The sequence below is a fragment of the Hymenobacter sp. UV11 genome (assembly GCF_004684095.1).
In the GTDB taxonomy this organism is placed as follows: Bacteria; Bacteroidota; Bacteroidia; order Cytophagales; family Hymenobacteraceae; genus Hymenobacter.
Genome location: NZ_SRII01000014.1, coordinates 41,370 through 54,746, shown reverse-complemented (window position 1 = coordinate 54,746; position 13,377 = coordinate 41,370). Strand labels below are relative to the sequence as shown.

The window sequence follows — 13,377 nt, the reverse complement described above, 5'->3', positions numbered from 1 at the left end:
GCTTGCTGCGACAGAATCATCCTAGCTCTTCGCCTTCTTCTGTTTGGTCGAGTTTGCCGGCTCTTTGACCTTTAAACCAGTTCCGATAAAAGAGCTGGGCTTGTAATTGAGCGTCTTCCCATACTATCCATTGCCGGAAGCTCTGTGCGTGACCATTCGCATACTGCTGCGAAAACGCAACCGTGGTTTTTTGAAACTGGCTAACCAGCCAGAATGGACGCAACTGATGCTGGGCACTTGCCTCCATGAACTGCTGTCGGTCGACTACCAGCATCTCTTGCGACGGGTCATAGTCTTCGTTGATTTCCTGGTAACAGGCTACCGTCTGGCCTTGCTGATCACGAAACGCTTGTCGGTTTGTGTCAATAATCTGCAGTTGCTGGCGAACCATTTGTGAGGGAATCAAATATGAGGTTTCACCGTTCTCAACCGAGTTTTCCAGGACTCTGGTAATCGTAGTATATGCGGTCCATTCTTGGTCATTAGGACCATACAGCGTTGTAGTAGTTTCCTCTTCTTCCAGATCGCGACTGAGCACTACATCTTTTACCGAAGCGTAAGTGTCGCCGGCCGGCCGGGACTGCCACCGGTCCAGGTTGTCAAAGTCATGGAAGTTGTCAGTTGCCAGACGGCGCATGTTGCCCGCATAGCTGTGCTGCATAGCATCCCAATCTGTTTGGCTTACCCAGATGCAGCATATAATCAATTCGGTAGTTCCACGGCCCTCCTGCTCGGGTAGGCGAATTTGGGAAAAGAGCGGCAGCCATGCCCGCAAGGTTGTTTCGGTGGCCACCGCAGCCGGCACAAAATCAGGTAATGTCAGCCACGTCGCAAAGTCAGGCTCATCCGGCCGGTGGACCCATGCCTGCAGCCGAGCTACGACATCCTCGTCGGTGCCTACCGACACCTCAGGGGCCAACTCAACCGGCACATACCAAGTTACTTCACCTTCCGTCGTGCCCTCCAGTTCAGTAGCTGGGTTGGCAATGGTGAGAAAATCCCGATAATTGAGCACCGACGGCCGGTGTACGCCATGTCGTTCGAAAGGAAGACGGTCGGCTAGGTACCCTTGTAGGTGGTGGACTGCCAGCCACGTATATTTCTCCTCAAACGTACTGGTTTTGCTGAGCGAACCATGCGTGGCCTTGGTTGAGCCGGGGCCGGTGGTGCGATTATAGCCCAGGGAGGCGATGTAAGCGAGAGCCGCTGACATCGCAAAATCATAAGTGGTGATTCTTTTTTGATGTGCTTGCTCATATTCAGCCAGTAAGCTGTAGCCTTGCGCCTCTTTGCGGCTCCGCCCAAAGTTAGGATAGCCTAAAAACCCCTCATAGCTCTTTTCAAGAACATACCAGGCTAAATCGTGAACGATAGGAAACCGCTCATCGGTCCCCCGGTGGCTTATTAGTTCTTTCGGCTCTTTAGGGTCGCGCAGCTTGAGTGGTAAGAGCGTTGAGTTAGCAGGGTATGGGGGCCGGGCAGGGCCGGCATCCTCTTCAGAACAGTCACCCAATGTTACCGCGCGTTCCACCGCTGCTCGGGCATGGGCCCGTACCACTGAATTCAGCAGATTCGCGATACGGGCAGGGGCAAAGATGTTCCGCAAAATCCACTGGGCTACTTGCTGACCGCCTGCGCTGGGCTGCGTCAATAAGCTCATCACGCCCAGCATAACCGCTGCTAAATCCTCCTGCATCTGCGGGTCGCCGGCGTCAAAAACCAACTCCATTAGTTCTACAAAAGCTTCGGGCCTTGCACTACCCCAGCGAGTCAATTCCCGGCGAGCGTGTTCCCGGTAGGTGTTGTTGACCGTAGCTAAACTCCAGGCAAACAGCAGCGGCAGTCCCGTAGCGGAATCGTACGCACGCAACTGCTGCTGGCTGAGAATTTTGCCCACGTTTCGTTCCCTCGTGTCCTCTAAAGCAGCCGGACTGGACCAGAATAAATCCCGGGCGAACACTGACGGAAAACTGCTCAGCACCTCGTGCACCAGCGGCCGCACTATTTCCACGTCCGTGCGGTAAATATTCGGCAGCACAAACTCTTCCAGAACTGTATTGCGCTCACGCACACCCTGTTTGAAATGGGCAATAGCCTTGGGTAGATAGTCGGCAATCCTGGCTCCCGGAGCGTTGGCCAATGCCACATACTGCATGTCGGCAAGCTGAACTGCGTCGAGCTCATCCACCCAGTAACCATCTTCTCCCACCAGAATACGTTTGTCGCTGAGTAGGGCAGTTGCCGTCAGATACAATACGTTCGGGTCTTGGCGCTGGAGCAGATGCTGCGGGATGTGCTTATCACCTGACTGCAGGATGTATTCGGTTGCTTCACAGGCTAGCAGATAGTCAATGAGCGGCTGTTGATAGGCGAAGCTAACAGTTTGAGTAGAGGGTGCAAGCTTGTTAGCGCGCGGCTCATCTTGCTGCAAGATAAGTCCATGGTTCGCATAGCCTTCCAACATTAGGGTGGCCTGGTTGAGGTTTACCCGCCCTGGCAATTCGGCTACTATCTGCTCACACAGCCTATCGTGTCCAACGGCTTGTTGCTCTTGTAGCAGTTTGCCAATACGAAGCAACCCACGCTGTGCCACGTGCTGGCTGGTTGGGAAAGCTAGCTGTGGGTTTGCTGTAAACTCCGCTTCAATCTGGTCGATTTTATAGCTAAGCAAGCCTCCTAAGCTTATGGTAACCGGCTCATCTATAGCTGCTAAATCCTGCCCAGCATATTGAATGGCAAATAAGCGAATGCATAACGCGTCGTGGAATGCTTCGGGCAACCACGGCGTGCTGGTATAATCAATACCATAGTGCTCCAGATAGCGTGTGGCCAAGTCCACGAGGGGTACATCCCCCTCGTGCGGCAAATCAAGCCGCCGGTTGATAGTGGCGTCGAAGTCCAGACGGCTAGGATTCAGGTTTGCCGGTGGGTACGCTCGCGAAGTGACGACAAAGCGCAGGTGTGGGTGCTTGGTCAACAAAAATCTTAATTCACTGACTCTTTCTTGCCATGGCGTGGCGTAGGTCACTTCATCAATACCATCCAAACAGATAAGGACGCGTGTGGGCTCATCTTGCAGTGCTTGGCCGGCCACTGCGGCGCGCGCGCGCCGCACATCTACCCGAGCAGCCATTGCGCCTAGCGCGGTGAATAATTGCTGGGCCGTCCAATCCGTGAAGCCATTCAGTGCATGATTAAGGAGAACATGCCAGTTCTGAGCCGGCGAATAGCGCGCCGAAACCAGCAGCGCTGGGTAGCCATCGCTCAATCGTTGTTCAACGGCTCGAACGACTCCGTGCGTTTTGCCAGTGGCCGGTCGGCCAAAAATCAGCAGATTATGAGGGTGCTGCTCTGTAAGTAAGCGCGTTGCATAGCCCGATAATTCTGCCTCACTCAGCATTTGTAGTACGTCCTTGAGCCGAGGCAAGGTCCCCAGCACGAGATTAGAAAAGCCTTTTGCTTCCAGCTTGTCCAACACCGAGTCCACTTCTACTACTGGTATCACTGGCAACGTCAAACTATTGTCTGCAAGTAACAGCGCTTCGACTACTTGCTGTAACTGCTGAAGTTGAGTGAGTAGATATTCCCGTAACTCCTCCGCTTCCGCATTCAACTCAGCGGGCGCCCCAGCTAATCTGATGAAAGTACCTAGTAGAGATTCCGCTTCGCTTATGAGACTGGCCAGCTCGACTACTCGCTGGTGAGCAGCCGAGCGGTACGCGGGTGCTAGCACGAGCTTGTCAAGCTCGTGCTGGATAAGGCCATAACTATGCAATGCAGGTGAATAGCGCTCCCGAAGCCAGCCAGATTTGGCTAGCTCAAATTGGTCTATTAGCGTAGCTGGCGAAAGCTCTTCCTTGTTGAACCAAAAGCGATGGACACCTTCGTTTTCGGGTTGCTGTAGCAATTCCTGCAACTGGTGCTCGGTCCAGAACTCAACCTTTAGATTGGGGTAGGTGCCCTCCAGTTCTAGTAGCAGGTCTTCAACCCGTTTATCCTCCGGATTCCGAATAAGCTTGTCACCGCGCCCTATTTTGATGGATTGTAAATCCCGCGGCACGCACACGATATACTGTTGTAGCTGTGAGCGAACGCGCTGAGCAGTGTCAACAGAATCTCGGATTTGGTCGATTTGGCCTTTCTCCAAAGGACCCAAGAACCATTTGGCTTGCAACCCAATAATCTCCCCCGTACCTAACTCAGCATACGCCTCTACGCCACCGTCGCCTCCTGCCCCGTTCACTACGGCAAAGCGTTTCACTTGGCCCGCATAAGTAGCATGGACCCAGTGGTCAAAAAGTTGATTACAAAGCGCCTCGAATGCTTGGTCTGGGGCATCCCCGTAAGTACTAAGCGTTTTGAAATTCATAGTAAATAGCTGCAGGAATTACTAGCTGGGCATTACTTCTGGGGACATGCTATCAAGCCCAGTACGGCAGGTACCTTGCATGCTTTTTGGACTTGCTGGTCGGGTCAGCAGATTTGAGCAGTCCCGCAGTGATGGCGTCGGTGATGATGCGCGACGCTGCCGGATAGTTGGATTCGGCGATACCCAGCCGCTCGCGTAGCGATTGATTGGTCATGCTCTCACCCGATACCTGCTTGAGGCAGGCGTGCTGGTAGCAGGCCCGGACTTTATCCTGTCGGTCCATCTCCCCGAAAGAACGCGCGCTGAACAGCACTACACGAGTAAATTGCTCGGAGGCCTCAAAGCGAGGTGCTGGCAAGTGGTGCTCCTCACATTCCTGCACCACTTTGTCGATGCCGCTGCCGCGCTCCTCACACATGTCCAGTTGGCGCATGGCTCCGGCCAGCAATTCATTACGACTACGTGGGGCGTGGTCGATGAAGCGGCGCTCATCAATCAAGGGCTGCCCGGGATTGGTAATTTCAATACGGTTCTCGAATACATCTACCTGCGGCGAAACCCCCTGGGCTAAGAAATCCTGGTGAATTAGGGCATTAGCAATAAGCTCGCTCAGCACCAGGGGTGGATAAGAAGGAGCTGTCTGTTCACGCAGGATAACTTTAGTTTCGACATTGCCCGGCAGCATATTGCCGATGGTCCGCACTAGGCCCTCAAATTCGAGTGCGTAGCCCCGCGGAGCCGGCACTTCCCGCAGGGTACGCACCTTGCTGCGTCCCTGGTAGAAAATGAGGCGAATGGCCTTGCGTCCCAGGCGCTCAAAGTCACTCAGGTGCTGCGCGAAGAGCAAGGCGCCGAGGTTGGTGATGTCGTAGGCCGCGTCTCGTGGCTGAATCATGTCGCGTTGCGCCAGCTTTTCTAGCAGCCCAGCCTGGGTTGTGGGGAGCGGCAGCTTGAACATGCGGAAGAAGGCGGAGTAGTCGAGCAATTCCAACACCCGCGCGGCGGACTGCCCTTTCAGCGCAATTTCTCGCTCAAAACGGGTCGCAGCAGCTTGGGCTCGAATGCGCTCCAGCTTTTCCAGGCTCAAGGCTGTCAGGCTCTCGCCGTTGCGCCCGTAGTAGTGCCCCTGCCAAGCGGTGGGTACTCCTTGCAGCGCCGGCGGAATCTCAAACAGCACTAGCCGCTGCCCCGCGTACACCACTTCATGAATGTCAATGAACGAGAGGTTGTTGCTGGTCTTAGCCGCCACTTCGCCCTTGAGACTATCGAGGCCGGGGCGACTGGGCCGGTACTGCGTGCCTACTACTTGCCTCTTGTCATTTACGCCAAATACCAGCCACGCTTGGTCCTGCCGGTGCAGGTTGGCCTCGTTGCTGAGAGCGCTGAAGTACCGGCCCAGGTCGTCAATGCCAAAGCTCGTGCCCGCTGTTTTAAACTCCAGTAGTTCAGTTTCGGCCGGCAGCGCTAGGAGGCGGTCTAGCAGGGCAATAAGGTCAGTATCTGTCACGAGGCAAAGAGGGGATTACCAGCAAATATAGCCTGTTCCCAACGTGTCTGTTACATAAGCGCTACATAAGAAATGCCCATTTTGGGCTATTGAAGCAGGGTAAGGAGGTCAAGTAACCTGTTTTGTTACATAAGCACTACATAAACTCGCTGTTTACAATAACAGACGCTTACTTATTACTACTTACATCCACGTCACTGATGACAGCAAAGAAACGCAATGCCTGCACCGGCTTGATAAAATCATAACCAGTTAGGGTAAATCAAACCAGATTGCAGCTACTTGATTTAACTCAACTGATTATGGTCTTTATGCTTTACACCAGCTGTTGGGTTACTTCTGTATAAGCAGTCTTTAATGAGGCACGAGTTAAGTCATTCGTTTCTAAGGCCTCAAATACTTGTTGTGGAGTGATTTCAAGCAAATCTTGTTTTTGAAACGCTTTGATATAACTAAGTGCATTGTCTCGCAATTTTCGTAGGCCGGGCTTGAGCATCACAACTACATCGCTGCGCAGGCCCGCTTCCCGACCTATCTTTCGGGTAGGAATTATCATAATGGGCGTGACTTGTGCATCAGCGTATTCACGCTCAAACCACAGCAAGGAATTGGCCATCTGACCTGTTTCCGTTTTGTAAATGCTAGGACGGTCTGTTTTGACTTCGTTTTTACACTCGAATAGCAAGTAATCGCCACTTGCGATATTCCATAGATTATCCGGGCCAGCGCCATACTCCTTGTCTGGGCGACCACTCCGAAAGCCCAGTACTGTTCCTAGGTCTTGTAGGGCCTTTTCAAACTTCTTGGCCTCTACGCCAAAATGCAGGTGGTTGAGAATAGCGCTCAACTGCAAGAAAGCCTCTTTGTAGGTTACCGCCTGGCGAAGCCAAGCTCGTGCACCTTCGGCCTGCGTCTGGCTGATGACGAGCTTACTAACCTGCATGCCGTGTTGCGGCTTAAGCACGTACTGGTTTTTTTTGTGTGCGACAATCTGTAGCTGGCCCGCCGCGTTTTTATCTGTTGCGTAGCGTAGCCGCGCCATTTCCTGCAAATACCAGCCCCGCTCGGCGTCATCCTCTGCGCCTAAATGCTGGTCAACAATTGCTTGCAAATGCTGCACAGCCCGGTCTACTTCATTCTGCCGGTAGCTAAGCTCAGCCTTGCGCTCCAGTTCTAGGATAGGAAGCAACCGTCGGTCGGGCACTAAGGCGTCGACAGAATTCATTTCCTGGATATAGTAGTTTTTCCAGCCCTCGTCCCGCCGCAAGCACTGCCCAATAATCCCACTAAGTTCTTTCGCGCTGTCGCTTGTCGTCGCCTCTTTGGCTACCATGCCCGAAACGTCTACCCCGATTTCTAACTGCTTGCGTGTTTGGGGCGAGAAAAATCGCTGATTCCGCAGTGTGCTAATGAATGACGTCAATTCGTGGTCGATTAGCAGGATGACGCAGTAATCTTTTTCGCCGCGCACCCCGCGCCCCAAACCCTGTTCAATCTTCTGTGCTGTTTTCATCGCCAGTACCTCGCTGCCTTCCCGGCATTCTTCCTGATAACGGTCACTCAGTGTTTCAGCGCTGGGCTTGCCGTCCAGAATGAGGATGCGGCAAGCATCGTCAGGCAAATCGATGCCGTCGTAGCGGTTAGCCATCACCAGCGCTTTCGCGCCATCACCAGCTTTAAGTGATTGTAAGCGGCTGGCCAACGTGTCCCCGTCCAGCACTTCTGCACCAGCTGATTTCCAGACGGCTCCGTCATTAAAGCTCGGCACAATGGCTACAATACCGTGGTTGCGACCCTTTACTTCTTTACCATAGGCATCGACAATGAAGCTGTGGCCAAGATGATAATCCATGTTATAGGGCATCAAAATCATCTTTTCACCAGACCACTTCACGTCCTCATAGGTCAGTGGATTACTAACCGTGTTGCTGCTCAAGCCTAACTCTTTAACGAAAAAAGAATCATCATTCGTGGTAGCGGACATGAATACCCGCAGCTTGGCCTTATCAAAGGAGCCTAGTAGCTCGATGGGATTATGGTACGGAGAAATTTCGATGGCCTGACCAGTTATATAACACTGGCAGTCACGCAAACTATCTTTTACCAAGTCCCAGACAAACAGTAGCCCTTCTTCTTCCCGGTGCTCGGTCAGCAAGCGCGAAACCTCTTCCAACCGGTTTTGCCACGTCCAATACGGCACGGGCAACAACACATTCCACTCCTCGGCTTTTACCTCATCTGTGCGAGCCAAGCTTTGGTGCTTTAAATCATCCTCGAAGAATGCCAGCAACTGGTCAAACAGCGGGCCGTGCTTCTCACGTGTCAACCGGATAGTGAAGGCTTGCCGCAGCGTATCAATGCAGGCGTGGGAGTCGTCGAGCACAATAGCGCCTACTGGCTGCGCTCGGTTGCCCAACCCAAACTTAGACTTGCCATTGAATAGCTTTTGGACATGGGTTATCAGGATGGACTTTCCATTGGTGAAATCAGCGGGTATCTGCCGGTCATTGCCAATAGCACACTGCTTGATGCCGAACTTATCGGCCTGTATTTGAGTCTGCTCCGCTAAGTATTTGTTGGGGCATAGGTATAGTGCTGGCCCCTGGGCTTGGTTCAGCTTAGATTGAAGCATCAGTAGCCCGGTCAGGGTTTTGCCTTCGCCGGTGTGCAGTTTCAGGATGATATCACGCTCTGCTAAGCGGGTTTCGTACCAGGTGCTTAGTACTGCTATTTGAGCAGGGCGTAAGGGTCCCTTATCACTTCGCCGGTCTAATAACTCATAAATTTCGATGGGGTGAAGCTTTTTCTCTGGTTTGCCAGCGGCCAGGTGCTTGTTGAAATCAACCATAATTTGGATGGGAATTGGGTGAGCAGCAAAGATGCGCGCTGAATATCACTATTTGGTTCTAAGCGCATTATCCATTGATGCCTACACCTTTTTCTCCCTGCCCGCCGCTCACCAATTTGTTCAATAATCATCCTTGAAAGCCCGCACGGCCACCAGAAAATCCGCTACGTGCGGGAGCAGCTGCTTTTTCTCCGGTAGCGTCAGCGCATTGAAGCGCGGGGCGGAGAGGGGCAGCGCCAGCGTGGCTCGTAGCATATCGTAGTAGCCCTTGCCCCCGCGCCGCACTTCGTAGCGCAGGGTAGGGGAAGTGAAGTGGTGAGCGTGCCTGGCGGCGAATCGGTCGGCTTCGCTGCCCGCCACCACGCTCCGCATAACCAATTGTTGGCTGGGCCGGTCAATGCTGACGGTGAACGTGTTATTCAGTGCCCGAATGGATAAGCTGCAGTCGCGCTGCCCGTCTACCTGCGCCCGCCTATCCACTTGGTCGGACAAGCAATCGGCCAATACCTGGCCAAATTCGGCGGTGCTGAGGTACTTATCTTCGTCACTCAGCGGCTTCACCAGTTCCTGCGGGGCTAGGTACTGCTGCACGAAGCGGCGCAGCTCCTTCACCTCCTCGGCGGTTTCGAGCTGCGAGCCTATTTCGATGGAGTTGCTATTGGAGCCGCCTAGCAGGTTGAGGGAGGTGATGAGGCCGCTGGTTTCGTTGAAATAGAACTTGGCGTGCAGGTTGGCCACGAGTTGCGGCGTAATGCCCAGGCCCTGGACCTGCTCCTTGCTGACCAGATTACCAGGCTCGTGCCGGATGTAAAAGGTGATGCGCACGCCTCGGTCGCGGGCGGCAGTTAGGGCGGTAGCCAGTTGCTTCCAGTAGGTCAGGTTGACGTAGGGCGACACCAGCACCAGCTCTTGCCGGGCTTCGTGGATGATGTCGAATAGTAAGCCGCTGATTTTGTGCGGCTGGAGAATTTTCACGGAGAGTGAAGTGCTGGTTAAATAGAATTTTTAGGGTAAGCGCAGTCTAACTGTTCACGCTATTTGTCGGCGCCCACCTTTGGGCATTGCCCGGATAGGGTAGGGGTAGGAGCATTTATAGCCATCGAAATAAAAGCTGCGAATGTAGCGCGCATACCCGCTGTACCGACACAAACTGCCTGAGCAGGTGCTGCTAGCTGGCAAATAGCTTCTTTCTGCGGTAGCTTCGTTACCTGCCGCTTACAAGCGCTGCGAGCTATTAGCATTTTTACTAGGTGAACTATTCCGATTTTGAAGCCCGCTGGCTCCGTTCCGGCGGGGCCGAGCACGCCAACTACGGCCTTTTCTTGCAAGACCTCTGCGACCTGCTGGGCGTGTCCCGGCCCGACCCCACCACCGACGACCCCGCCCAGGACGCATATGTGTTTGAGCGCGGCGTGACGTTCGACGATGGAGCCGGCAAGCGCAGCACCGGCCGCATCGACCTCTACAAGCGCGGCTGCTTCGTGCTCGAAACCAAGCAGGGCACCGATACGCCCGACCAGCAGGCCAAAGCCGCCAAGGCCGAACTGGGCCAGGCCGCTGGCAAGCGCCGCAAGGGCCACGCTGTGCGCGGCACCGCCAAGTGGGGCCAGATGGTAGAAGCCGCCCGCGAGCAGGCCCTGCGCTACGTGCGCGCCCTGCCCGCCAGCGAGCCGCGCCCGCCGTTCGTGGTGGTAGTCGACGTGGGGTACTCCATCGACTTGTACAGCAACTTCGCCGGCGTGGGCGACAGCTACGTGCCCTTCCCCGACTCACAAAAGTTTCGGGTGCTGCTGCCGGCGCTGGCCGATGCCGACGTGCGGGCACGGCTTCGGCTGCTCTTTACCGACCCGCAGCAACTCGACCCGGCCCGCTTGGCGGCCCAGGTCACGCGCCGGCTGGCTGGCTACCTAGCCGGGCTCAGCACCCAGCTCGAAAAGGTGGGCCACGCCCCCGACGTGGTCGCACAATTTTTGATGCGCTGCCTCTTCACCATGTTTGCCGAAGACGTGGAGCTGATTCCCAAAAAGTCGTTTTCCAAGCTGCTGGCCGAGTATGCCGACACGGCCGAGGCCCGCGCCTACCTGCCCGAGGCCCTGGCTAGCCTATGGGCCACGATGGACAAGGGCGGCTTTTCGCCGGCCCTGCGCACCAGGGTGCGCCACTTCAACGGCAAGCTCTTCCACGATGCCACGGCCCTACCGCTGAATGCCGATCAGGTGGCCCTGCTGCAACAAGCTGCGGAGGCGGACTGGACGCTGGTGGAACCCGCCATTTTCGGCACGCTGCTCGAACGGGCCCTCGACCCCAAGGAGCGCCACAGCCTGGGGGCGCACTACACCCCGCGCCGCTACGTGGAGCGCCTGGTGCTGCCCACCGTGATGGAGCCGTTGCGCCAGGAGTGGGCCGCCGCCCAGGCCGCCAGCGCCCAGCGCCTGGCAGAGGGGAGGGGTAAAAAAGCCGTGGACGAAGCCCGTGCCGAACTGCTGCGCTTCCTGCACCGACTCACGTCGGTGCGGATACTGGACCCGGCCTGCGGCTCGGGCAACTTTCTCTACGTGACGCTGGAGCATCTCAAGCGCCTCGAAGGCGAGGTACTGAGCGCCCTGGGCCAGCTTGGGCAGTCGGGTCGCCTGGAGCTGGGGGACGGCACCACCGTGGGCCCGCGCCAACTGCTGGGCTTGGAGCTTAACCCGCGCGCGGCAGCCATTGCCGACGTGGTGCTGCGCATCGGCTACTTGCAGTGGCACCTGCGCACCTACGGCCTCACGCAGCTGCGTGAGCCACTGCTGGATGATTACCAGAATATTCAGCAGCAGGACGCGGTGCTGAGCTACGACGGGCCGGATTTTCAGAACGCCCGCCCGGCGGTGTGGCCGGAAGCTGATTTCATTGTGGGTAATCCGCCATTCATCGGCGACAAAGCTATGCGCGGAGCGCTTGGTAATGAGTATGTGAAAGCGTTGCGTAAAGCGTACAAAGGGTATTTACCTGAGTCAGCCGACCTAGTGATGTATTGGTGGAATAAAGCAGCCCGAATCGTGCAAATGGGCAATGCGGAAAGGTTCGGCTTCATCACCACCAACTCTATTACTCAACAGTTTAACCGCCAAATAATTCAGCCTTTTTTAAATGATACAGAACGGCCACTTTCACTGTATTTTGCTATTCCTAGTCACCCATGGGTGGAGGAGCGCGGTGGAGCCGCAGTACAGATAGCCATGACTGCTGGGCAGCCGGGTATAGGTGAAGGAGTAGTATTACAAATTATCGCCGAAGAACCGCAAGAAGATGGCAGCAGCGAAGTGAGTTTTCGGTCTCAATACGGCCGTGTCAACGCCGACCTAACTGTTGGAGCAAATCTCGATATTGCCGACCCGCTCCGCGCTAACGAGGGAATTTGCAACCTAGGGGTAAGTCTGTTTGGAGCAGGCTTTATGGTGTCGCCCCAAAAAGCCGAGCAGTTGGGTTTAGGGACAAAGCCGGGCTTGCAACAGCATATCCGACCTTATTTGAACGGCCGTGATATGGTGCAGATAAGCCGTCAACAGTGGGTAATTGACTTGCTAGGCCTTACTGAAAATCAAGTATTGACTCAATATCCTGAGGTTTATCAGCACATTTTTGAGGAAGTTAAACCAGAGCGTGACCGCAACAACAGAGAGTCATATCGGCGCAACTGGTGGATATTTGGCGAGCCACGAAAAAGCTTCCGCCCTGCGCTGGCGGGGTTGGAACGGTACATTGCCACAACGCTAACCGCAAAGCATCGACTATTTCAGTTTGTAGAGGAGCAAATTATAGCGGACGATTCGCTGGTAGTGGTAGCATCTGACAATGCTTACTATTTGGGCGTTTTATCTAGCCGCATTCACGTGGTTTGGGCACTGGCCGCGGGAGCTGATTTGGGTGGCAATACACCGCGCTACCGCAAAACCCGTTGCTTCGACCCTTTTCCTTTTCCTACCCCTACCGCGGCTCAGCAAGCCCACATACGCGAGCTAGCCGAAGCGCTTGACGCCCATCGAAAGCGCCAACAGGCCCAGCACCCCAGTCTTACCCTCACCGACCTCTACAATGTGGTAGAAAAGCAGCGCGCCAGCCAGCCCCTCACGGCCAAAGAGCAAATCACCCACGCGCAGGGCTTGGCCGCCGTGGTGCTCAGTCTGCATCAGCAGCTCGATGCCGCTGTGGCAGAGGCCTACGGCTGGCCCGCCGACCTGCCCGATGCTGAAATTCTGACCCGTTTAGTGCAGCTCAACCACACCCGCCAGCAGGAAGAAGCCGCCGGCACCGTCCGCTACCTGCGCCCCGCCTACCAGGCCCCCGAGCAACAGGCGGCTCTGGCCCTACCCGCGGCCACCGCGCCTACCCTCGTCGCTACGGCCGAGGCCGGCCCCCAGCCCTGGCCCGCCGAACTAGCCCAGCAAATGCAGGCCGTGCGCGGCATCGTGCAGCAAGCCAGCCAGCCCATGAGCAGCGCCCAAGTAGCGGCCCGCTTCCGCCGCACCCGCCCCGAGCGTGTGCAGCCGCTGCTCGACACGCTGGCTGCCATGTCGCTGGTGCGCTTCGTCGAGGAAGACAACGTGTATGCCTCCTAGCCCCATCTTAGGCCCGCTGAAGCAGCCCAGTCTGCCCTTACCACCCCGCTACTTG

The 13,377-nt window shown here is 55.6% G+C and carries 5 protein-coding genes; 1 reads left to right on the top strand and 4 read right to left on the bottom strand.

What is annotated here, in order from left to right; genetic code table 11:
• Positions 1 to 16: 16 nt before the first annotated feature.
• From E4631_RS21780 to E4631_RS21765, 4 genes are all read right to left on the bottom strand, one after another.
• Complete coding sequence (locus E4631_RS21780; protein WP_133659106.1) at positions 17 to 4,369, bottom strand: hypothetical protein; 4,353 nt, start codon at positions 4,367 to 4,369, stop codon at positions 17 to 19.
• A gap of 52 nt (positions 4,370 to 4,421) precedes the next feature.
• A complete protein-coding gene (locus E4631_RS21775) occupies positions 4,422 to 5,876 on the bottom strand; it encodes an ATP-binding protein (RefSeq protein ID WP_133659107.1) in 1,455 nt (484 codons plus the stop codon).
• A 316-nt stretch (positions 5,877 to 6,192) separates the two neighbouring features.
• Positions 6,193 to 8,724 carry a DEAD/DEAH box helicase gene (locus tag E4631_RS21770; protein WP_133659108.1) on the bottom strand — a complete coding sequence of 844 codons (2,532 nt, stop codon included), beginning with the start codon at positions 8,722 to 8,724 and terminating at the stop codon, positions 6,193 to 6,195.
• Positions 8,725 to 8,844: 120 nt separating this feature from the next.
• On the bottom strand, positions 8,845 to 9,699 hold the full coding sequence (locus E4631_RS21765) for a hypothetical protein (protein WP_133659109.1): 855 nt from the start codon (positions 9,697 to 9,699) through the stop codon (positions 8,845 to 8,847).
• Between the two features lie 275 nt (positions 9,700 to 9,974).
• On the opposite strand from E4631_RS21765, the gene E4631_RS21760 reads away from it, so the two are divergent.
• The gene (locus E4631_RS21760) at positions 9,975 to 13,322 is read left to right on the top strand and encodes a DNA methyltransferase (protein WP_133659110.1); all 3,348 of its coding nucleotides are present in this window, start codon (positions 9,975 to 9,977) and stop codon (positions 13,320 to 13,322) included.
• Positions 13,323 to 13,377 lie beyond the last annotated feature (55 nt).